Below are 22,299 nucleotides of genomic sequence, written 5' to 3'. Positions count from 1 at the left end.
GAGGCGATGAATGTTTCTCACTCTCACAGAACACCCTCCGTGGGTATTGCTCGCCGAGGCGTCCCGTGAAGGCCCACCCCGGCTAAACGTGATCTTGTGGCACTAAGGTGCAACTGCTACCAAACCATTCGAAAATAGTCAGAGTAGCCGAAACGGACTAATTGGAATGCCGGTGAGGCGGCTTCATGTATCCATGGCCGGCTGCGAAGGCTTCCTCGGAACCTGCCTGCCCCGCCCGACAATCGTCAGTCGGTGGAGCCGCCCCGGTCGTACCGGTCGGGTGCAGATCGATCCGGTCGCGGCGGGTGCCGCCGCGATCGCCCTCGGGGTCGGGGTCGCCGCCCCTCCGGCCGCCGCCGGCTCACCCCAACGGCCGGTCGTCAGCCCGAACGAAGCCCTCGGCCGCCTCGTCGCCGGCAACCAGCGGTTCGCCGCCGGCCATGGCCGGCACCCCCACCAGGGGCTGGCGGACCTGCACCGGCTGGCCAGCGGGCAGCACCCGTTCGCCATCACCGTCGGCTGCGCCGACTCCCGGGTGCCCCCGGAGGTGCTCTTCGACCAGGGCCTGGGTGGCCTGTTCGACAACCGGGTGGCCGGCAACATCGTCGACGACCTGCTGCTCGGTAGCGTCGAGTTCGCCGTGACGGAGTTCCACAGCCCACTGATCGTCGTCCTCGGGCACGAACGGTGCGGCGCGATCAGCGCCACCATCGACGCGATCCGGGACGGTGGTTCGGCGCCCAGTCACATCGGCACGGTCGTCGACGCGCTGCGCCCGATCGTGGCGCCGGTGCTGACCAAGCCCGGCGACCCGGTGGACAACGCCGTCCGGGCCAACATCAGGGCGCAGGTCCGGGGCCTGCTCAGCCGCAGCGAGATCATCGCCGAGCGGGTGCGGCAGGGCGCGCTGAAGGTGGTCGGCGCCCGGTACGACCTCGACGACGGACGGGTCACCCTGGTCGGCTGAGCCGCGACCGCGCGGAGCCGCGACCCGGCCGACATCGCACAGATGTCGGCCGGGTACCACCACGGCCGTCAACCCCCCGTGCGGCCGACGACCGCCAGTGCCCAGCAGAGCGAGCCCAAGCCGGCTGTGCTCACCAGTGCGCGGACCAGGTTCCAGGCGACCCAGGTGGTTTCGAACCGCTGTCGAGCAGCTTCGAGGTCGGACGGCCCGGCCGCCGCGAGCGCGTCGTTCAGCGGCACGTTGACCGCGATCGTGACGCCGACCGCCACCAGGTACAGGGCGAGCCCGCCGAGGAGCCACGGCAGCGCCGGACGGCCCACGCCCCGCCAGTCCAGCACCGCCGCCAGCGCGGCGAGCAGCGGCGTACCGAGGAAGAGCAGCAGGAACCAGCCGTTGACGATGGTCACGTTGATCCGCTGCATCGCGTCCACGAACGTGCGGTCGTCGGAACCCCGCAGCGCCGGCATGACGGCGTAGGCGAACGCGGCGAAGAGCCCGGCCACCAGCCCGGCCCCGACCGTGGCTCCGATCATCGACAGTTGCTGCACGAGTCGCATGCGCCCAGTCAACCGCCGTCCGGTGGGACGGCCCATGGTCAGGACGCGCGATCCTGTGTGTAATCGTCTCCGTGGACGCCGTCGCCGGGCTGCTCGACGGGCCCCGGGCCCGTAGCGCCTTCCTGCTCCGCTCGATGCTGACGCCGCCCTGGTCGATGCTGATCCGGGACGAGGCACCGCTCACCGTGGTCGCCGTGGTGCACGGCGACGCCTGGCTGGTGCCCGGTGCGGCCCCGGCGGCGCGGCTCGGCGCTGGGGACGTGGCGATCGTGCGCGGCCCGGGTCCGTACACCGTCGCGGACGATCCGGCCACGCCGCCGCAGGTGGTCGTCCATCCCGGCCAGCGCTGCACCCCGGACGGGCGCGAGCTGTACGAGATGACCCGGCTCGGCGTCCGCACCTGGGGCAACGGACCAGACGGCCGGACGGTGCTGCTCACCGGCACGTACCCGGTGCGGGGCGCGGTCGGCCGGCGGCTGCTGGACGCGTTGCCGCCGCTCGCGGTGGTCCCGCGTGCCTCCTGGGACTCGCCGTTGGTGCCGCTGCTGGCCACCGAGATCGTCAAGGACGACCCCGGCCAGGAGGCGGTGCTGGACCGCCTGCTCGACCTGCTGCTCATCGCCGCGCTGCGGGAATGGTTCGACCGGCCGGGAGCGGCGGCGCCCGCCTGGTACCGGGCGCACGCCGATCCGGTGGTCGGGCGGGCCCTGCGGATGCTGCACCACGACCCGGCCCGGCCGTGGACCGTGGCGTCGCTGGCCGCCGGCGTGGGGATCTCCCGGGCGGCGCTGGCCCGGCGCTTCACCGGGCTGGTGGGCGAGCCGCCGATGTCGTACCTCACCGGGTGGCGGCTGGCGCTCGCCGCCGACCTGCTGCGGGAACCCGGCGCCACGGTCGGCGCGGTGGCCCGGCGGGTCGGCTACGGCAGTTCGTTCGCCCTGAGTGCCGCGTTCAAACGCCGGTACGGCGTGAGCCCGCGCCAACACGTCGACCGGTCCACCTAGGCCGGCCGGGGAGGACACCTTCCCGCCCCGGCCGGCACCGGCTCAGTGGGCCCGGTACGCCTTCGGCAGCCGCATGCCGCGCTCGGCCATGAGCTGCCGGACCCGGTTCGGGTAGTCGGTGATGATCCCGTCCACGCCCAGGTCCATGAGCGCGGCCACGGTCGGCATGTCGTCGCAGGTCCAGGGGATGACCTTGAGCCCGCGGGCGTGCGCGTCCGCGATCATGCGGGCGTCCGGGTAGAACCGGAAGGCGGGGTCGGCGATCGTGCCGTTCTGCGGGAACCCGTAGTTGGGGGAGAGCGCCGTGACGCCGGGAATCGCGTCGGCGGCGCGGACGAGGTCGCCACCGAAGTCGTCCGCGTCGAGCCCACCCAGCCACGGCGACGCGCCCGGCTGGCCGACCTGGAGGAAGTCGTAGTTGGTGAGCGCCACCAGTGGCCAGCGCGGCGCCAGCCGGTGCATCGCCCGCAGCGCTCCCCAGTCGAACGACTGGATGGTGACCTGCCGCTCGATGCCGGAGCGGCGGATCTCCTCGAAGACGCGCCGGACGAACAACTCGCGCGGCGCGGTCTGCTCGGGCGCCCCCGCCTCCACCTTGGTCTCGATGTTCAGCGTGATCCCGTACGCGCGGTAGCGCTTCACCAGGTCGAGCACGTCCCGCAGCTCGGCCATCCGGGCCCCGGCGACCCGCTCCTGCTCCGGGAAGCCCGGCAACTGCTGGTAGCCGCAGTCCATCGTCTTGATCTGGGCGAGCGTCAGGTCCTTGATGTACTTCCCGACGTAGGGGTACGTCGGGTCGCCGGGCCGGACCGGGCCGGTGTCCCGGCATTTCTGCGCGCTGACCTGACGGTCGTGTGTGACGACGACTTTCTCGTCCCGGGTGACCTGGGTGTCCAGCTCCAGCGTGGTGACGCCGAGCCGCATCGCCTTGGCGAATCCGGCCAGCGTCTCCTCGGTGGTCATGCCGATGCCGCCGCGATGGGCCTGTAGGTCGAAGTGGGTCCGCTGCGGCGGTACACCGGGCCGGGTCGCCGGGGCCGCGTGGGCGGCCGTCGGCGCGGCCAGCACCGCGCCGGCGACCAGAGCCGTCATGAGCTGACGGACGGACATGGAGGAACCTCCGCTACCTCGGTTGATGATGCGCAGCCGAAGCTAGGTGCTCCAGACGGTGGGGACCGTGGCGATCGGGTGAGGGGAGGGTGAACGGTCGCGGGCGGGCTGGTCCCGGTCGGGCCGCCGCGCGGGCGGCCCGACCGGTGGCGTCAGCGGGGCCGCCGCGTCTTCGGCAGGTCGAACTGGTCCGCCCGGCGGCAGTCCTTCGGGCCGCCGACGGCGGCCGGACCGACCCGGTCGAGGGCCTGGCGGGCCCGGTGCCGGCCCAGGTTCCAGGCGTACCAGGGGTCGGGCTGGTCGAGGTCGTCGGCGATCCAGCTCAGCGTGCAGCGGCGTACCGGGTCGGGGAGCTTGGTGAGGGCGGGCGTGGCGTCGGCGGACAGCGCCCGCAGGTACCAGGCGTCGATCTTGCCGGTCTGCTCGTACCGGAGGGTGTTGCGCCGGGCCGCGTAGTCCTCCGGGTTGAGCACCGCGAGGCCGAGCAGCATCGCCACCGCCAGCGCCACCGTGGTGCCGGGGATCCACCGGCCCCGCCACCGTACGCCCGCCGCCAGGATCATCAGGAAGACCGCGCCGAGCAGCAGCTCGAACGCCATCACGAAGATCCGCTCGCCGGTGAAGCTGTAGACCTTCTGGTAGGTCCACATCCGGGACAGCGCCGACACCACGATCACCACGCTCAGCGCGCTGAGCAGCCCGAGCAGGACGCGCAGCAGGATCCGCTCGACCGCCCGTTCCCGGCCGGCCCAGCGGCTCACCCCGCCGAGGACTGCCACGGTCAGCAGCGTGACGAAGAGCAACTGCCAGAAGCCGCTGCGGGCGTACTCCGCGTAGCTGAGCCCGGCGACCTTCTGCACGTGCCGCTCGCCGCCGAAGAGCACGGTGAACTGCACCACCACGAAGCCGGCGAAGAGCAGCGTCAGCGCCGCGATGGCCGGCGCCCACTCCAGCAGGCCGAGCCGCCGCCCGCTCGGGCGGTCCACGCTGGACAGCTCCGGCGGGGCGGCCAGCGTGTAGACGGCGGCGACCGCGATCAACCCGCCCACCGCGGCCAGGAACAGCCAGCGGAACACGGTGCCGAGGTCGACCTCGGGCACGAGCGCGCCGAGCGCCTCGGAGAACGCCGCGTCGGCCGAGGCGAGCAGGCTGCCGAAGACCACCAGCACCACCACGGTGGCGACCACCGAGACGGTGACCTTGCGGACCGTCGCCGCCTGGGGCGAGACGGCGACGTGGCCGCGGACCCAGGGCAGGCCCCGTAGCGCCGCGAACGGCGTGGCGACCAGGCCGAACAGGATCGAGCGGACCAGCCGGCCACCGACGATCGCCAGCGTGGCACAGCCCAGTGCGCCGAGCACGCAGAACGTCACCAGCCACCAGGCATTGCGGAACGCCGGCACGGCGAGCAGGGCCAGGGCCGCCGTCGCCCAGCCGGCCCGGATCAGCCGGTCGGCGCGGGGCAGCTCGGCGGTGCGGGTGCGGACCGCGAGCAGCACCCCGAGCGTGATCGTGAGCCAACCGAGGAACCAGCCGATGCCGACCCGGCTCAACGGTACGAAGATCGCACTGCCGAGCGCGCCGGCCAGCACCGCGAGCGGCACCGCCCGACCGGTGGCCGGTTTCGGGCCGGGCCAGCGCGCACCCAGGAACGAGGTGCGGGGTGTCCGCGGCCGGGGCGCCCAGCCGGGTGCCGGCGGGTAGGTGACCCACGGGCGTACGTCCTGGTGGCCCGGCCCGGGCACCGGCGGTGCCGCTCCACCGTGGACCGGGGGAAGGGCATGCCCGGTGGCCACCGGCGGAGCGCCGTGCCCGCCCGCCGGGCCGGCCGACACCGCCACGGCGGCCGGCTTGCCGGGGGCCGTCGAGGTGACGACCGGCGTGCTCGGAGCCGACGACGTGCCGGCCGGGACGGTGGTGGCCGGGTTCTCCACGGCCGGCGGTGCGGCCTGGGCGGGCACGCCGGCCGGTGCCGGCTGCCCGGCCGCTGGGACCAGCGGCACGAACAGCGCGTAGCCGTGGGTGCCGGGCGGCACGGTGACCGGGATCGCCCAGGCCGGTTGGCCCTGCGCGCCGGGCCACGGCATCGGGGGCGGCACGCCCTCCGTCGAGGGCAGCACCAGCAGGTACGGCTGGGCGGCGGGCGGGAGATCGCCCGTCGGGGACCCGTCCGCCGGGGCGGGACGGGGCGGCTCGGATTGCTGTGCCGGCTCGGGCAAGGCGCGCTCCTCGATCACAGGGTGTGGTCACTGTAGGGCCCACCCCGGCCGCTCCGCCGCCCCGCTTGTCCGTTCGGCCAGGCGAGCCTGACCGGACGTGGCGACGGTGCGGATCGAACCTTTGTCGCCTCCGGCCCGTACCAGTGCGCGGGAGGTCGATCACATGGGCACACGTCGCGCGCTCGTCGCGTTCGCCGTCGTCGGCGCGACGCTGCTGCTCACCGCCGTGCCGGCGAGCGCCCACGGCGCGCCGACCAGCCCGATGAGCCGCGCGGCGGCGTGCGGGCCGGAGGGTGGTCGGGCGGGGACGCCGGCCTGCCGGGCCGCGATCGCCGCCGGCGCGGCGGTACGGGAGTGGGACAACATCCGGGTGGCCCGGATCGACGGGCGGGACCGGGAACGCATTCCGGACGGCGAGCTGTGCAGCGGCGGGCTCTCCGCGTACCGGGGACTGGACCTGCCCCGGACCGACTGGCCGGCCACCACGCTCACCGCCGGCGCCCGGCACACCTTCCGCTACCGCACCACGATCCCGCACCGGGGCACGTTCCGGTTCTACGTCACCACCGCCTCGTACGCCCCGGACGCGCGGCTGACCTGGGCCGACGTGGAGCGGAAGCCGTTCCTGTCGGTGACCAACCCGCCGATCCGCGACGGCGCGTACGAGATGCCGGGGCGGCTGCCGACCGGGCGCACGGGCCGGCACCTCATCTACGTGATCTGGCAGAACTCGAACACCCAGGACACCTACTACTCCTGCTCCGACGTGGTCTTCCGATCGGCCTCACGCACCACCCGGTCGGCCGCTCCGGCGGCGGGCGCGGCGGCTCCGCGTACCCTCTCGGGGTCGGCGACCCCAGACGCGCCGGGAGTGCCGGTCGCGGCGGTGACCGGGACCGGCCCGTTCTCCCGGCCGCTGGTCGTCGGCGCGGCGGGGGCGGTGGTGGTCGCCGCGCTGCTCGCGGCCGTGGTCGGCCGGCGGATGCGGCGGGCCGGCGGTCCCCCGCCCGGACGGCCCTGCGGGGTCCGCAACCACCGCGCCGGGCGGCGCCGCATCTGGTGAGGCCGGACGCCCGTGCCCGCCCGGGTCGTCGCGCGCGGGCCGGCGGCCGGCGCACCGGGCCGCCGCCGGGCCGCACAGTCACCCGACCGGTCGCTCCCGCGTTGCCCCCTTGTCGAACCAGGCAGGGCAACGCAGAGGAGTGTCGATGTTCGTGCGTCTCGCAGTGGTACTCACGGTGCTGGCCGTCGCCGCGCCGGCCGGACCGTCCGCGTCGGCGGCGCCACCGACCGTCGCCGCCGACGACTTCGCCCTGACCGTCGCGCCCGCCGCCGTCACGGCGGTGGCCGGACATCCGGCCCGGGCGACGGTCGCCACGACGACCACCGGCGGGGCGCCGCAGCCGGTGGCGCTGCGGGTGACCAGCCTGCCCGCGGGCGTCTTCGCCACGGTCACGCCGGCCACGGTGACGAGCGGGGCCTCGGCCACGGTGACGGTGCAGACCTCCGTCTCGACCCGCGCCGGCACCTTCACGCTCGTCGTCGAGGGCGTCGGCGCGGCGCTGCGGCGGCAGGCGACGCTGCGGCTGGTGGTGCGGACGCCGACCGCCGTCCGGGCCGCCTTCTACTACCCGTGGTTCCCGGAGGCGTGGCGTCAGGGCGGGCTGGACCCGTACACGAACTACCGGCCGAGCCGGGGGCTCTACACCGTGGACGAGACGGTGGTCCGGGACCAGGTGGCGGACATGCGGTACGGCGGCGTCACGGTCGGCGTCGCCTCCTGGTTCGGCCAGGGCACCACCACCGACCGGCACTGGCCGGCGCTGTTCCGGGGCGCCCGGGACACCGGGTTCGCCTGGGCGCCCTACTACGAGCCGGAGGGCATCGGCCGGCCCACCCCCGACCGGATCGCCGCCGACCTGCACTACCTGCGGAGCACGTACGGCGGGGACCGCTCGGCGCTGGCCGTGCTGCCCGGCCGGGGCATGGTGGTCTTCGTCTACAACGCCCTCGACCGGACCACAGCCGACGGCTGCGACACCGTCGACCGGTGGGTCCGCGCCCGGTCGCTGCTCCAGCGGCTCTGGGGCGAGTCCATCTACCTCAGCCTGAAGGTGTTCTCCGGCTACCGCCACTGCGCCAACAGCGTCACCGTGGACGCCTGGCACCAGTACGCCCCGGCCCACGCCGAGGCCGACTTCAGCGGGGTGCCGGGCGGCGCGTACACCGTCTCGCCGGGCTTCTGGAAGGCCGGGCTGCCGTACGGGCGAGCGCCGTTCCTGGCCCGGAACCTGGACCGGTGGCGGGCCGGGGTGGCCCGGATGGCCGCCTCCGGCGCGTTCTGGCAGCTCGTCACCACCTGGAACGAGTGGGGCGAGGGCACGTCGATCGAGAGTTCGGTGGGGTGTCGGGGCGTCGCGCCGGCCGGCGCGCTCTGTGACTGGAGCGACGGTGGCCGGTCCGACTTCGTCGCCGTGCTGCACGCCTACCCGCCGACCGTGACGTCCGGATGACGGTGGCGCGTGGCGGCGGCCGTGTGCCACCGCCGCGCGACCATTCCGTGCCGCTGTTCAATTAACGCACGCCGACCCGGTGCCGGGGGCGTCATGATTCACAACTGCGCCATTGTTGCGACGAGTCGCGTCGCAGCGGTGGCGCAGTTTTTTCGCATTGTTCGACACGTGGCGCGCGGCAAGGTGAATGGCGTGCGCGTACCGGTCCTGAGCTGGGAAAGCACCTCATCTATATGTGAACCACTGCGGTCGACTTCGCTTATTGGACATGTCGTGGTGCTGACTTTTCAGGAACTGGAGGTCCACTGTTAACCCTCCGTACTCTCTGCGTATCCGAGCCGCCACCCCGTGCTGCGGGTCTCGTCCCTTGCCGAACTCCGGGGAAATCATTCGTCTCTCCGGCGGACGGTTCTGCATCAGTGCCGTCATCAACGTGGCTCATGCCGCTCGTGCCGACCGTGGGGGTTGTCATGAACAGAGTCGGATCCGGAGTTCGCGACCGGCGAACCGAACCGGAGGCGCAGCTCCAAGCGCTGCACGAGGCGGACGAGGGCCGCCCGCCCCGACTGACCGTCATCGTGCCGACCCGTAACGAGGCGGAGAACGTTCCGATCCTGTTGGCGCGGCTCGGCCCGCTGCTGGCCCCGCTCGACGCGGAACTCCTCGTGGTGGACGACAGCGACGACGGCACGACGGGGGTGCTCACCCGGGTGGCCGCGGCGGCACCGGTCACCGTACGACTGCTGCACCGGCCGCCGCACGCCCGCGCCGGTGGACTGGGCGGCGCGGTCCTGCTCGGCACCGCGCACGCCCGGGGCGAGTGGGTCCTGGTGATGGACGCCGACCTCCAGCACCCGCCGGAGGCGGCGGCGACGCTCGCGCGGATCGCGATGCGGCACGACGTCGACGTCGTCATCGGCACCCGGTACGCCGGCAACGGCTCCCCGGGCGGGCTCGACGGGCCCCTCCGGACGGCCACCTCGTCCTGGGTGACCCGCCTGGTGAAGGGCATGTTCCCGCGCCGGCTGGCCACGGTGAGCGACCCGATGAGCGGGTTGTTCGCCTTCCGCCGTGCCGCGGTACGCCTGGACCGGATGCACCCGACGGGCTTCAAGGTGCTGCTGGAGCTGCTGGTGCGGCACCCCGGCGCCCGGGTCGCCGAGGTGGCGTACGACATGGCGCCCCGGCACGGCGGCCGGTCGAAGGCGTCCGTGCGGGAGGGCGTGACGTTCCTGCGGCACCTGGCCCGGCTGCGGGGCCGCCGCCTCGTCGGGCAGATCCGGCGGAGCCCGCGCACCCGCGTCGAACGCCTGCGTGAGGTGGGCCGGATGATCGCGTTCGGCATGGTCGGTCTCTCCGGCATGGTGGTGAACACCGCCGTGCTCTGGTTCTGCTACGAACCCGCCCGGATGCACCACCTCGTCGGCGCGGCACTGGCCACCCAGGTGTCCACCTCGTGGAACTTCCTGCTGATCGACAGCCTGATCTACCGGCGGAACCGGCACGGCTCGTCCGCCGCCCGGGCGGCCCGGTTCTTCCTGCTCAACAACGCGTTGCTGTTGCTGCGGCTGCCCGTCCTCCAGGCGTTGGTCTGGGCCGGGGTCGGCATCCTGGTCGCGAACGCGGCCACCCTGGTGGCGTTCTTCCTGGTCCGGTTCCTGGTCAACGACCGGGTCATCTACACCGCTGTGGACAAGGCCCGGCGCGACCCGGTGCGGCTGCTGGTGGCCGGCGCCTCCGAGGCGCCCAGCAATCCGTCGCGCCGCCGCTACCAGTACCTCAAGTACCGCTACGACGTCGCCGGCGTGGTCACCATCGGCTCGCAGATCATGCTCCCGGAGCTGGAGTTCTTCCGGGCCCAGTGGGTGCCCGACTCCGAGGTGGACATCGCGGTGCGGGTCAGCGACATCGGCGGTCGCGGGCCGCAGCGACGCGCGGCCATGACCCAGTACGCCGACCAGTCCGTCCTGCGCTACGAGGAGCAGCTCGGCCGGTGGGGGGCGAACTTCCGCATCCAACTCGGCCCGCCGATCGAGATCCAGGTCGGCCCGCTGCTGGCCCACTCGCCGCACGTGGTCTACACCAACATCGTCGAGGCGCTGCTCCGGTTCGTCATGGTGGCCCGGGGACACATGCTGCTGCACTCCGCGTGCGTCACGCTCGACGGCGTCGGGGTGATGCTCTCGGCGCTGACCGACACCGGCAAGACCGCCACCGTGCTGCGGCTGCTGCGCGACCACGGCGGTTTCTTCCTCTCCGACGACATGACGATCGTGCGGCCGGACGGCGTGGCGACCTGCTTCCCCAAGCCGCTCACCATCAGCGCGCACACGCTGCGGGCGGTGCAGGCGCAGGACCTGACGCCCGCCGAGTGGCGGCGGCTGCAACTCCAGAGCCGCCTGCACTCCAAGGGCGGCCGGTCCCTGGCGCTGACGCTCAGCCGGTTCAACCTGCCGATCATGGGGATCAACGCCCTCACCCAGTTGCTGATCCCGCCGCCGAAGTACAGCGTCGACCGCCTGGTGCCCTGCCGGATCGGCACCACCACCCGGGTCGAGGAACTGTTCGTCATCGAGCGCGGCAAGCCCGACATCACCGAGCTGGGCGCCGCCGACACGCTCGACCGCATGATCGACAACACCGACGACGCGTACGGGTTCCCGCCGTTCCGCTACCTCGCGCCGTCCATCACCATCGACGGCCAGGGGTACGTCCAGCTCCGGGCGCGGGAGCGGGAGATCCTCGCCAGCTTCCTGTCCCACGTGCGCAGCCGGGTCGTCGTCTCGGACACCTTCGGCTGGGCCGACGAGATCCCCCGGCTGCTCCGGGCGGAGCGGGCCGGCCGGCACGCCCCGGTGGTGCCCGTCCAGCCGTGGCCGAGCTGGAGCGGTGACCTGACGGTGGCGGGAGGGCCGGCGTGAGCGTGAGCCCTCCGGCCACCACCACCGACACCCTGCCCGAGCAGCGCAGCGGCGACGAACAGCGAACCGGGGGGCGGAAGGGGGAGCGGAGGCCCGCGCCGCCGGCCTGGCTGCCGGCGCTGCGGCGGCCGAAGTGGAAGGTGGCCGGTGGACTGACCGGCGTCGCCGTGCTGGCGCTGTTCGTCCGGACGTGGCAGATCGACGCGTTCGGCTTCAACAGCGACGAGGCGGTGTACGCCGGGCAGGCCGCCTCGCTCGCCGGCAACCCCCGCTACACCGAGTACTTCCCGGTCTTCCGGGCCCACCCGATGCTCGTCCAGGCGCTGCTCTCGCCGTTCTTCCGGGTCGGTGAGGTGGACGTGGCCGGGCGGCTGGTCATCGTGGTGCTCGGGGTGCTGACCGTGCTCGCGGTCTATCCGCTGGGCGCGCGGCTCTACAACCGGCGGGTCGGGCTCGTCGCGGCGCTGTTGCTGGCCGTGATGCCGTACCACGTGGTGGTGACCCGTCAGGTGCTGCTGGACGGGCCGATGGTGCTGCTGGCCACGCTCACGCTCTACTGCATGGTCCGGTTCGTGCAGCGGCAGGACGCTCTCTGGTACGTGGCCACCGCCGCGATGCTCGGCGTCACCATGCTGGCCAAGGAGACCAGCATCGTGCTGGCCGGCAGCGTCTACGCGTTCCTGGCGCTCACCCCCGGCGTACGCCGACCGGTGCGGGCCACGCTGCTGGCGCTGCCGGTGCTGGCGCTGGTCTTCGCCACCCACCCGATCTCGCAAGCGCTGGCCGGCCGCACCGAGACCGGGCGCAGCTACCTCGTCTGGCAGCTGTTCCGGCGGCCCAACCATCCGATGTCGTTCTACCTGGAGAACGTGCCCACGTCGATCGGGCTGCTGGTGCTGCTCGCCGCGTTCGGGGGCCTGTGGTTGGCCCGTCGGCAGCGCAGTTGGCGGGAGACGCTGCTGCTGTCGTGGATCGCCGTCCCGGTGGTCTTCTTCCAGCTCTGGCCGGTCAAGGGCTTCCAGTACCTGCTGCCGGTCGTGGTGCCGGTGGCGGTGCTCGCCGCGCGGGCGCTGGCGGTCCTGCCGGTGCCGGCCCGGCTCGCCGCCGTCCCCCGGCGGGTGATGCCCCGCGCGCGCGTCCACCTGGTGGTCCGGCTCGCGGCGGTCGCCGCGGTGGCGTTGAGCCTGCTCGGGCCCTGTTGGCGGGCGGTGGGTCAGCAGGGCGGGACGCACTTCCTGGCCGGGTCCGGCGGCGTGCCGGGCGGCCGGGAGGCCGGCCGGTGGCTGACCGACCACACGCCGGACGGGTCGGTGATCCTCACGCTCGGCCCGTCCATGTCGAACATCATCCGTTACTACGGCCAGCGGCAGAGCTACGGGTTGTCGGTCAGTCCGAACCCGTTGCACCGCAACCCGTCCTACGTCGCGCTCAACAACCCGGACGGGTGGCTGCGCAACAACAACCTGCACTACATCGTCTGGGACTCGTTCTCCGCGCGCCGTTCGACGTTCTTCGCCGACCGGCTGGCGACCCTCGTCCGGCGCTATCACGGCCGGATCGTGCACACCGAGTACGTCGGCGCCGCCGACGCCTCCGGTCGCGACGTTCCCGTCCCCGTGATCATCATTTATGAGGTGCGGCCATGACCCGTCGGATCGATTCCGCGCTCCGGCGCCGGGCCGGGCGGCTGTCGGCCGTCGCCGTGCTGCTGACGCTGTCGGTGGTGACGGCGGCGCCGGCCACCGCGTCGGCCGCCCCGAACTCGCCGGCCGCCCCGACCACGCCGATCGAGAACCTGGTCTTCCTCATGCAGGAGAACCACACGTTCGACAACTACTTCGGCACCCGGCCCGGCGTGGACGGGATACCGAAGGACGTCTGCATGCCGATGCGGGCGGACCTGCCCGAACCCTGCGTCAAGCCGTTCCACATCGGCAAGCTGGGCGCGATCGACCTCGACCACTCCGCCGACGCGTTCGCCCAGCAGTACAACGGCGGCCGGATGAACGGCTTCGTGGAGGGGGTGAGCCGGGCCGGCAAGGACGGCCGGATGGCGATGGCCTACTACGACGACCGCGACCTGCCGTACTACTGGAACCTGGCCGACGAGTACGTGCTCTTCGACCGCTTCTTCAGCTCGTCGCACTCCGGCAGCATCCGCAACCACATGTACCGGGTCACCGGTGGCCCGGGCGCGGCCGGCAAGGCGGAGACCATTCCGGCGGCCGGCTGGGGCGACATCCCGACCATCTTCGACCGGCTGGAGGCGGCCGGGATCAGTTGGAAGTTCTACGTGCAGAACTACGACCCGACCATCACGTTCCGGTCCCGGGTCGAGGAGGAGGACATCGACCGGGGCGCGCAGGTCATCTGGGTCCCGCTGCTGGGGTACGCCCGCTACGTCGACGACCCGCGCCTGTTCTCGAAGATCGTCGACCTGGACGAGTACTACGCGGACGCGGCGAAGGGCGACCTGCCGGCGGTCTCCTTCATCGCGCCGGCCGGCAACAGCGAGCACCCGCCGGGCAACATCGGCGCCGGCCAGAACCTCGTCCGGGCGCTGCTGACGCAGCTCATGCGTTCCCCGGAGTGGTCCTCGTCGGCCTTCATCTGGTCGTACGACGACTGGGGCGGCTGGTACGACCACGTCACGCCGCCCCGCGTCGACCGGTACGGCTACGGGTTCCGGGTGCCGGCGCTGCTGGTCAGCCCGTACGCCCGGCGCGGGCGGGTCGACTCCACCACGCTCGACTTCACCTCGGTGCTGAAGTTCATCGAGATCAACTGGCGGCTGAAACCGCTCGCCAGCCGGGACGCCAGGGCGAACACGTTCCTCGACGCGTTCGACTTCGACGCGCCACCACGCCCCGGCGTCCTGCTCAGCGCCGAACGCACCCCGGTCGCGCTGAAACGGCCCGACCCCCGGCCCGTCTACGGCGCGTACGCCACCGCGCTGCTGCTCGTCGGCGCGCTGGTCGGCGCGGCGGCCGTACGGGGACGGCGGCGGCCCCGGTGAGCGCCGCCCGCCGGCTGCTGCCGCCGCTGATCCTGGTGCTGCTGGGCGTCCTGCTCACCCCGGTCGCCGCCACGGCCGCACCCCGCTCCGCGCTGCCCGGCACACTGCACCTCCAGATGGTGCCGCCGATCCGGGGCGTGCCGGTCGCGGTCGACGGCAACACCGGTCGCTCGGACGCCAAGGGACGGGTGAACGTCCGGGTCCGGAACTTCCTCGGGCTCGACAAGCGGCTCACGGTCGGCTCGGCGGCGGTCGGCGTCGACCGGAGGGTGATGCTCGACCGCATCCGGGGCAGCCTGGACCACGGCGTACGCGACCGGGTCGTCGAGGTGGGCCTGCGCACGGTCCGGCGCGTGAGCTGGCGCTACACCGACCGGTTCGGGTCGCCGGTGCCGACCCGGCGGGCGACCGCGATGCAACTGCGCAGCAACACCGGCGAGATCATCGAGCTGACCGGTGACCAGTTGACGAGGCCGCTCTGGGTCGCCGAGAGCCGCACCCAGCAGGGACCCCGGGGGCTCGCCTCGAAACGCCTCTACTACGTGGTGGACGCCGTGATGGTGGACGGCACCTCGGTGGTCAACCGGGCCGGCCAGAAGTTCGTGCCCTGGGACCGGCAGAGCTGGGTGGTGCAGTTGCTCTTCTTCAAGGTGTCGTTCACCGCCTCGGACATGTTCTTCCCCCGGCGGGCCGGCAGCGGGATCCGACTCACCCGGGCCGACGGGCGGGTGCAGCACCTGGGGTTCGCCTCGGACGGCACCGTGCTGGTCCCCGACCTGCCCCGGGGCACCTACACGCTGACCGTACGCGGCGGCGGTCTCTCCTTCGGCCGGCCGGTGACCATCAGCCGGGACCAGGAGGTGACGCTCACCGTGATCAGCATCGTCGACCTGGCGCTGGTGGCGGTGGGCGTGCTCGGGGTGGCCGTCGGGCTGGTCCTGCTGGGCCGCCCGCACCTGCGCCGCCCGTTGCGGGCGCTCCGCTCCGCCGCGCGGCGTCGCCGGCGGCCACGCGCCGCCGCCGGTCTGGTGCTGGTGCTGGTGACGGTCGCCGCGGCGAGCCTGCCGGCGGCCCGGGCACCGGCCGCGTCCGTCCGTTCCGGGTCCCGGCCCGCGGCGGCTCCGGCCACGCCGCCGGCACCGGTTCCGGTGCTGGCCTACTACTACATCTGGTTCAACCCGAGCTCGTGGAACAGGGCGAAGATCGACTACCCGGTGCTCGGGCGCTATTCGAGCGACGACGAGGAGATCATGCGGCGGCACGTCCGGATGGCGAAGGCCGCCGGGATCACCGGCTTCCTGGTCTCCTGGAAGCACACCGTGCAGCTCGACGAACGACTCGCCGCGCTGGTCGAGGTCGCCCGCGCCGAGAGCTTCCGGCTCGGCATCGTCTACCAGGGCATCGACTTCAGCCGTAAGCCGTTGCCACTGGCCACGGTCCGGACGGACTTGGCCGTCTTCGCCGAACGCTACGCGGCCGACCCGGTCTTCGGGATCTTCGACCAGCCGGTGGTGATCTGGAACGGCAGCGACCGGTACTCCGCCGCCGAGGTCGCGGACACCGTCCGTCAGGCCCAGGAGAAACTCCAGGTCCTCGGCACCGCCAAGAGCGTCTCGGTGGTGAACAGCCAGTCGAGCCTCGACGGGCAGGCGTACTACTGGTCGTCCGCCGATCCGCTCGCCGACCGCAGCCGGGACAAGCTCACCGCGATGTCCCGGGCCGTCCACCTCCGTGGCGGACTGTGGATCGCCCCGGTCTCGCCCGGCTTCGACGCCCGCCAGATCGGCGGGAGAAGGGAGGTGCCCCGCCGGGACGGTGAGACGCTGCGCGCGTCCTTCGCCGCCGCCCAGCTCTCCCAGCCCGACGCCCTCGGCGTCATCAGCTGGAACGAGTTCACCGAGAACACCTACGTGGAACCGAGTGAACAGTGGGGCAGCAGGTACCTGCTGGTGCTGGCCGACCTGCTCGGCGTCGCCCCGAACCCCGACGCGCAACTGGACAGCAGCACCGCCGACGGCGACGACTGGGGCCTGCCCGCCTGGGCGGCGCTGACCCTGACCGTCGGCGTGGTGGTCCTGGTGCCGCTCTGGCTGTACCGCCGTCGACGGCGTGCGCGAGCCGCCGCCACGCCGTCGACCCCATCCGGCGCCGCGCGGTCCGAGGAGGCGCCGCTCCACCACTGACCGGGCGACCCACCACCGATGTCGCGGCCGGCCCGGGCCACCCTCCACACCGTTCTGGAGGAGCAAATGACAGCTCGATCCCGATCCCCGCTCCGTCACCTCGCGCCGGCACTGGTCCTGGCCGTCGTCGCCGTCGCGTCGCCCGCCGCCGCGGCACCCGCCCGCGCCACGGCGAAGCCGCACGCCACCACCGCGGCGCAGGTCGCCCGGGCGGCTGCGGCCGTGACGCTCACCCCGGTCGCCGACGCCTGGGTGGACGCCTCCCATCCGACTGTCAACGCGGGGCGGACCGCCTCGCTCCGCGTCGACGCCGTGCCCCGACAGGTCGCCTACCTGCGCTTCGAGGTCACCGACGTCGACACGGACCCGACCGCGGTGCTGCGTCTCTACGTGGAGACCGCCAGCAGCACCGGAGTGGACGTCCACCCCGTCGCCGACAGCGCCTGGGACGAGAGCACCATCACCGACGACAACGCCCCACCGATCGGCGCCACGGTCGTCCGCAGCGGACCGGTGGGCGCGGACACCTGGGTGTCGGTGAACGTCTCGTCGTTGGTCACCGGCAACGGACCGGTGACCGTGGCGCTCACCACCACCAACGACACCGGCCTGCGGGTGACCAGCCGGGAGGGCACCAACAAGCCGCAACTGTTGACGCCGGCACCGCCCGACCCGTCGCCGTACGTGGTGACCAGGACCGGGCCGACGACCTACCGGGCGGCCTCCGACGTGACCGGCGAGACCTACACCGGCAGTCTCAAGACCGTGCTGGAGAGCGCCGTGGTCGAGCTGAACCGGCTGGGCGGTGGCGTGGTCCGGTTCGACGCCGGCACGTTCGACTTCGGCGCCGAGTACCTGAAACTGGAGGGCATCCGGCGGGTGACCTTCGTCGGCGCCGGCATGTACGACACGCTGATCCGTAACGACAACTCGACGGCGGGGGACACCGAGCCGTTCAACACCAAGGGATGGGACGGCGTGATCGTCCGGGACCTCGCGGTCTCGGCCGGCGGGGCAGCCCGGAGCACCAGCGACGCGCTCGACTTCGACGACGGCAACAACATGGTCGTGGAGCGGGTGCGGGTCACCGCGTCCCGGGGGCGGGGCATCGTGTTCGACGGCAAGAACCAGACCTGGACGTCGATGGGCAACACGGTCCGGGACTGCGTCATCAGCGGCGCCCAGAGCGACGGCGTCGAACTGCTGGCCACCAGCGGTGACACGGTCACCGGCTGCACCATCAGCGACGTGGGCGGGCACGGCATCCAGGTCAACCGTGCCTCGTCCACCGCCGACCAGCCGAACAAGACGGCCGATCACAACATCATCAGCGACAACGTGATCGACCAGGCCGGGCAGGACGGCATCAACATCAACAGCGGCACCGACAACCGGGTCGTCGACAACCACGTCACCGACAGCTCCGACGACACGGCGAACCGGGACGGCATCCGGGTCACCACGGCGACCGGGATCACCTGCGTCGACACCGTGGTCAGCGGGAACGTGGCCGTCGACGACCAGACCGTCAGGACGCAGCGCTACGGGCTCTACGTCACCGAGGGCTGCGACGCGACAGTGGTCGGACCCGGCAACACGTTCACCCCGAACCGGGTGAGCGCGGTCCGGGACGCCGGCAACGGCACCATCTTCCGCTGACCGCCGGCCTCACCGCGGGTCGGCGAGGATCTGGTCGATCTCGGCCAGGTCCTCGCCGGCGAGGTCCAGCTCGTCCAGCGCGGCGACGTTGCCCGCCAACTGCTCGACGCTGCTCGCGCCGATGATCAGGCTGGTCATCCGCGGGTCGCGCAGCGCCCACACCAGGGCGAGCTGGGCCAGGCTCTGCCCGCGCCGCCGGGCCACCTCGGCGAGCGCGCGGACGGTGGCCATCCGCGCCTCGTCCAGGTCGCTCTCGTTCAGGAAGACGCTGGTCCGCACGCGCGAGTCGGCCGGGATGCCGCCCAGGTAGCGGTCGGTGAGCAGACCCTGGGCCAGCGGGCTGAACGCGATGCACCCGGCGCCGACCTGGTCCAGCGTGTCCAGCAGGCCGTCGGACTCGGTCCAGCGGTTGAGCATCGAGTACGACGGCTGGTTGATCAGCAGCGGGGTGCCCAGGTCACGGAGGATCTCGGCGGCCCGGGCGGTCTGCTCCGAGTCGTAGTTGGAGACGCCCACGTAGAGCGCCTTGCCCGACCGGACGATCGCGTCCAGCGCGCCCATCGTCTCCTCCAGCGGGGTGTCCGGGTCGAACCGGTGCGAGTAGAAGATGTCCACGTGGTCCAGGCCCAGCCGGCGCAGCGAATGGTCCAGCGACGAGATCAGGTACTTCCGGGAGCCCCACTCGCCGTACGGGCCGGGCCACATCAGGTAGCCGGCCTTGCTGGACACCACCAGTTCGTCCCGGTACGGCTTCAGGTCGGTGGCGAGCAGCCGGCCGAACACCTCCTCCGCCGCGCCCGGCGGCGGGCCGTAGTTGTTGGCCAGGTCGAAGTGGGTGATGCCGAGGTCGAAGGCGCGGCGGACGATGTCGCGCTGCCGTTCGAAGGGCCGGTCCGGCCCGAAGTTGTGCCAGAGGCCGAGGGAGATGACGGGCAGCTTCAGCCCGCTGCGTCCGCTGCGCCGGTAGATCATCGAGTCGTAACGGTCGTCGCTGGCGAGGTAGGTCACCCGGTCATTCTGCCTCCCGCCGGTGAACCGGCGTGCGGTCACCGGGGCGCGGGTAGCGTCGAGGCCATGCGTTTCGTGCGGCTCGACACCCCCAAGCCCATTTCCAAGATCGGCCTCGGCACGTGGCAGTTCGGCTCCCGCGAGTGGGGCTACGGCCCCGACTACGAGCGCCGGGCGGCCGAGATCGTGCGGCGGGCGCTCGACCTCGGCGTCACCCTCTTCGACACCGCCGAGCTGTACGGCTTCGGCCGCAGCGAACGCATCCTCGGCGCGGCGCTCCGACAACGCCAGCTCGGCGCGTCTGACGCCACGCCGCGACCTGACGCAGTCGTCGGCGACGACCGGGCCAAGGTGGTGGTGGCCAGCAAGATCTTCCCGCTGCTGCCGGTCGCGCCGGTGGTGCAGCAGCGGGCGGTCGCCTCCGCCGCCCGGCTCGGCGTCGACGGCATCGACCTCTACCAGGTGCACCAGGCCAACCCGGTGGTCCCCGACACCACCACCATGCGCGGCATGCGCTCGTTGCAGGACGTCGGGCTGGTCGGCGAGGTCGGGGTCAGCAACTACGACCTGCGCCGGTGGCGGTTCGCCGAGGCCGCGCTGGGCCGCCGGGTGCTGAGCAACCAGGTCCGCTACAGCATGATCGACCGCGGGCCGGAGGACGACCTGATCCCGTACGCGGAGCAGGCCGGCCGGATCGTCATCGCGTACAGCCCGCTGGCACAGGGCTTCCTCTCCGGCCGCTACGACGCCGCCAACCCGCCGGCCGGGGCGGTGCGCCGGGCCAACCCGTACTTCCTGCCGGAGAACCTGGCCCGCGGCACCGAACTGATCGCCACGCTGCGCGAGGTGGCCGACGCGCACGACGCCACGCCCAGCCAGATCGCGCTCGCGTACGTGCTGCGGCACCCGAACGTGGTGGCCATCCCCGGCGCGTCCGGGGTGGAGCAGATGGAACGCAACGCCGCCGCCGCCGACATCGACCTGACCGACGACGAGTACGCCGCGCTGGTCACCGCCGCGCACGCGTTCCGGCCGGTCACCGGCCTGGCCGCGGTGCCCCGGATGATCCGCGCCCGACTGGGGAAGTGACCGCATGGACGACATCACCGCACTGATCCTGGACGACCACGCCGCCTTCCGGCGCGGCTTCGCCCGGCTCGACGACGCCCGCGACCCGGCCGAGATGCTGGCGATCTGGGAGGCGCTCGCCCTGCACCTGGACATCCACGCCGAGGCGGAGGAGGCCATCCTCTATCCGCACCTGGTGAAGCACGGTGACGACGGCGAGGACGAGACCGCCGACGCGATCGGCGACCACAACAAGATCCGCGACGCGATCGCCGAGGCCAAGCTGCACGAGGTCGGCTCGGACGCCTGGTGGGCGGCCGTGGGCACGGCCCGTAAGGAGAACAGCGAGCACCTGGCCGAGGAGGAGGACGAGGCGCTGCCCGACTTCCGCCGGCACGCGAGCGTGGAGCTGCGGGCCGAGCTGGGCGCGCGTTGGCTCACCTTCTACGGCGAGCACAAGAACGGCCGGGACCTGCCGTTCCGCGACAAGGACCCGCAGGGTTACGTGCGCGACCACCGCTGACGGCCGATCTTCCCGGCGCGGCAAGTCGCCCGGCGTCCGGGGCCGGTCCCGGCCACGGGACGGGACCGACCACCGGGCGGAGCGGAAAATCTGAGCTAGCGTGGGGCGGGTGAGCGCTCACCCTCAGGTTTCCCCGGCTCCGCCGGCCGAGCTGCCCGCCACGCTCGGCGCGCTGCGCGCGACCGGCCACCACTACCGCACCGTCAAGCAGGAACTCCGCGACAACCTCCTCGCCCGGATGCGGGCCGGCGAGGAGCGCTTCCCCGGCATCGTCGGCTACGAGGACACGGTGCTGCCCGAGGTCGAGCGGGCGTTGCTCGCCGGCCACGACATGGTGCTGCTCGGCGAGCGCGGGCAGGGCAAGACCCGGCTGATCCGCGCGCTCGGCGGGCTGCTCGACGAGTGGACCCCGGTGATCCCCGGCTCGGTGCTCAACGAGCACCCGATGCACCCGCTCACGCCGAGCTCCCGTGACCTGGTCGACTCGGCCGGCGACGACCTGCCGATCGGCTGGCTGCACCGCTCGATGCGCTACGGCGAGAAGCTCGCCACGCCGGACACCAGCGTGGGCGACCTGATCGGCGACGTCGACCCGGTACGGCTCGCCCAGGGGCGTACGCTCGGTGACCCGGAGACGATCCACTTCGGCCTCGTCCCGCGCACCAACCGGGGCGTGTTCGCCGTCAACGAGCTGCCCGACCTGGCCGAACGGATCCAGGTGGCGCTGCTCAACGTGCTGGAGGAGCGGGACATCCAGGTCCGCGGCTACCAGCTCCGGCTGCCGCTCGACCTGCTGCTGGTGGCCAGTGCCAACCCGGAGGACTACACCAACCGGGGCCGGATCATCACCCCGCTCAAGGACCGCTTCGGCGCCGAGATCCGGACCCACTACCCGCTCGACCTGGAGCTGGAGCTGGCGTTGATCCGGCAGGAGGCCGACCTGGTCGCCACCGTGCCGGAGCACGTGCTGGAGGTGCTCGCCCGGTTCGCCCGCGAGGTGCGCGAGTCGCCGTCGGTGGACCCGCGTTCCGGGGTGTCCGCCCGGTTCGCCATCGCCGCCGCGGAGACCGTGGCCGCCGCCGCGCTGCGCCGCTCCGGCCTGCTCGCCGGCACCGGCGCGCCGGAGCCGCCGGTCGCGCGCGTCGGCGACGCGGTCTCGGTGACGTCGACGCTGCGCGGGAAGGTGGAGTTCGAGAGCGGGGAGGAGGGGCGCGAGATCGAGGTGCTCGCGCACCTGCTGCGTACCGCCACCGCGGAGACGTTCCGGACCCGGCTGGCCGGGCTGGACCTGTCCGGCTTCACCGCGCTGGTCGCCGAGGGCGACGCCGTCGAGACCGGGGAGCTGGTCTCCGCCGCGGAGCTGCTGCGCCAGGTCGGCACCGTGCCGGGGCTGGCCAAGGTGCTCGACCGGCTCGGTCTCGGTGACGCGCCCAGCCCGGCGGAGGCCGCCGCCGGCGTCGAGTTCGTCCTCGAAGGACTGCACCTGACCCGCCGGCTCGGCAAGGACGTCACCGAGTCCGGGCGCACCGTCTACGGCGGCCGGGGCTGACC

Annotated in this window: 16 protein-coding genes; 12 read left to right on the top strand and 4 right to left on the bottom strand. The window is 72.8% G+C overall.

What is annotated here, in order from left to right:
* The first annotated feature begins 193 nt into the window (after positions 1-193).
* A complete protein-coding gene (locus VKK44_RS23225) occupies positions 194-967 on the top strand; it encodes a carbonic anhydrase (RefSeq protein ID WP_343443335.1) in 774 nt (257 codons plus the stop codon).
* Between the two features lie 68 nt (positions 968-1,035).
* Here VKK44_RS23225 and VKK44_RS23220 read toward each other — a convergent pair whose 3' ends face one another.
* The gene (locus VKK44_RS23220; protein WP_343443334.1) at positions 1,036-1,524 is read right to left on the bottom strand and encodes an anthrone oxygenase family protein; all 489 of its coding nucleotides are present in this window, start codon (positions 1,522-1,524) and stop codon (positions 1,036-1,038) included.
* Positions 1,525-1,595: 71 nt separating this feature from the next.
* Between VKK44_RS23220 and VKK44_RS23215 the strand changes: the two genes are divergently transcribed.
* Positions 1,596-2,528, top strand: a complete 933-nt coding sequence (locus VKK44_RS23215; protein ID WP_343443333.1) for an AraC family transcriptional regulator — start codon at positions 1,596-1,598, stop codon at positions 2,526-2,528.
* A 42-nt stretch (positions 2,529-2,570) separates the two neighbouring features.
* Here VKK44_RS23215 and VKK44_RS23210 read toward each other — a convergent pair whose 3' ends face one another.
* Positions 2,571-3,638 (bottom strand): glycerophosphodiester phosphodiesterase family protein, encoded by a 1,068-nt coding sequence (locus VKK44_RS23210; RefSeq protein WP_343443332.1) that lies wholly within the window; start codon positions 3,636-3,638, stop codon positions 2,571-2,573.
* 152 nt (positions 3,639-3,790) lie between these two features.
* Complete coding sequence (locus VKK44_RS23205) at positions 3,791-5,857, bottom strand: DUF4153 domain-containing protein (protein ID WP_343443331.1); 2,067 nt, start codon at positions 5,855-5,857, stop codon at positions 3,791-3,793.
* Positions 5,858-6,020: 163 nt separating this feature from the next.
* On the opposite strand from VKK44_RS23205, the gene VKK44_RS23200 reads away from it, so the two are divergent.
* The 7 genes from VKK44_RS23200 to VKK44_RS23170 all read left to right on the top strand — a co-directional run bounded on the left by VKK44_RS23200 (position 6,021) and on the right by VKK44_RS23170 (position 18,149).
* The gene (locus VKK44_RS23200) at positions 6,021-6,920 is read left to right on the top strand and encodes a lytic polysaccharide monooxygenase auxiliary activity family 9 protein (protein ID WP_343443330.1); all 900 of its coding nucleotides are present in this window, start codon (positions 6,021-6,023) and stop codon (positions 6,918-6,920) included.
* Between the two features lie 145 nt (positions 6,921-7,065).
* Positions 7,066-8,370, top strand: coding sequence for a glycoside hydrolase family 71/99 protein (locus VKK44_RS23195; RefSeq protein WP_343443329.1), 1,305 nt, complete (start codon positions 7,066-7,068; stop codon positions 8,368-8,370).
* Between the two features lie 470 nt (positions 8,371-8,840).
* Positions 8,841-11,291, top strand: coding sequence for a glycosyltransferase (locus VKK44_RS23190; protein WP_343443328.1), 2,451 nt, complete (start codon positions 8,841-8,843; stop codon positions 11,289-11,291).
* Positions 11,288-12,937, top strand: a complete 1,650-nt coding sequence (locus VKK44_RS23185) for a glycosyltransferase family 39 protein (RefSeq protein ID WP_343443327.1) — start codon at positions 11,288-11,290, stop codon at positions 12,935-12,937. Before VKK44_RS23190 ends, VKK44_RS23185 begins: the two co-directional genes overlap by 4 nt.
* Entirely contained in the window at positions 12,934-14,307 is a 1,374-nt protein-coding gene (locus tag VKK44_RS23180) for an alkaline phosphatase family protein (RefSeq protein ID WP_343443326.1), read from the top strand. Before VKK44_RS23185 ends, VKK44_RS23180 begins: the two co-directional genes overlap by 4 nt.
* Positions 14,304-16,490, top strand: coding sequence for a glycoside hydrolase family 71/99 protein (locus tag VKK44_RS23175; protein WP_343443325.1), 2,187 nt, complete (start codon positions 14,304-14,306; stop codon positions 16,488-16,490). The genes VKK44_RS23180 and VKK44_RS23175 overlap by 4 nt, the downstream gene beginning before the upstream one ends.
* Positions 16,491-16,556: 66 nt before the next feature.
* Positions 16,557-18,149 carry a CBM96 family carbohydrate-binding protein gene (locus VKK44_RS23170; RefSeq protein WP_343443324.1) on the top strand — a complete coding sequence of 531 codons (1,593 nt, stop codon included), beginning with the start codon at positions 16,557-16,559 and terminating at the stop codon, positions 18,147-18,149.
* 9 nt (positions 18,150-18,158) lie between these two features.
* Here the strand turns inward: VKK44_RS23170 and mgrA are convergent, their stop codons facing one another.
* The gene (mgrA, locus tag VKK44_RS23165) at positions 18,159-19,157 is read right to left on the bottom strand and encodes an L-glyceraldehyde 3-phosphate reductase (protein WP_343443323.1); all 999 of its coding nucleotides are present in this window, start codon (positions 19,155-19,157) and stop codon (positions 18,159-18,161) included.
* A 66-nt stretch (positions 19,158-19,223) separates the two neighbouring features.
* Here mgrA and VKK44_RS23160 point away from each other — a divergent pair, with 66 nt between their 5' ends.
* The 3 genes from VKK44_RS23160 (at position 19,224) to VKK44_RS23150 (ending at position 22,297) form a co-directional block, all read left to right on the top strand.
* Positions 19,224-20,246 (top strand): aldo/keto reductase, encoded by a 1,023-nt coding sequence (locus tag VKK44_RS23160; RefSeq protein ID WP_343443322.1) that lies wholly within the window; start codon positions 19,224-19,226, stop codon positions 20,244-20,246.
* Positions 20,247-20,250: 4 nt separating this feature from the next.
* On the top strand, positions 20,251-20,748 hold the full coding sequence (locus VKK44_RS23155) for a hemerythrin domain-containing protein (RefSeq protein ID WP_343443321.1): 498 nt from the start codon (positions 20,251-20,253) through the stop codon (positions 20,746-20,748).
* A 100-nt stretch (positions 20,749-20,848) separates the two neighbouring features.
* A complete protein-coding gene (locus tag VKK44_RS23150; protein WP_343443320.1) occupies positions 20,849-22,297 on the top strand; it encodes a magnesium chelatase in 1,449 nt (482 codons plus the stop codon).
* Positions 22,298-22,299 lie beyond the last annotated feature (2 nt).

This window comes from Micromonospora sp. DSM 45708 (assembly GCF_039566955.1).
Lineage (GTDB): Bacteria > Actinomycetota > Actinomycetes > Mycobacteriales > Micromonosporaceae > Micromonospora.
This window is presented reverse-complemented; position numbering and strand designations above follow the sequence as displayed.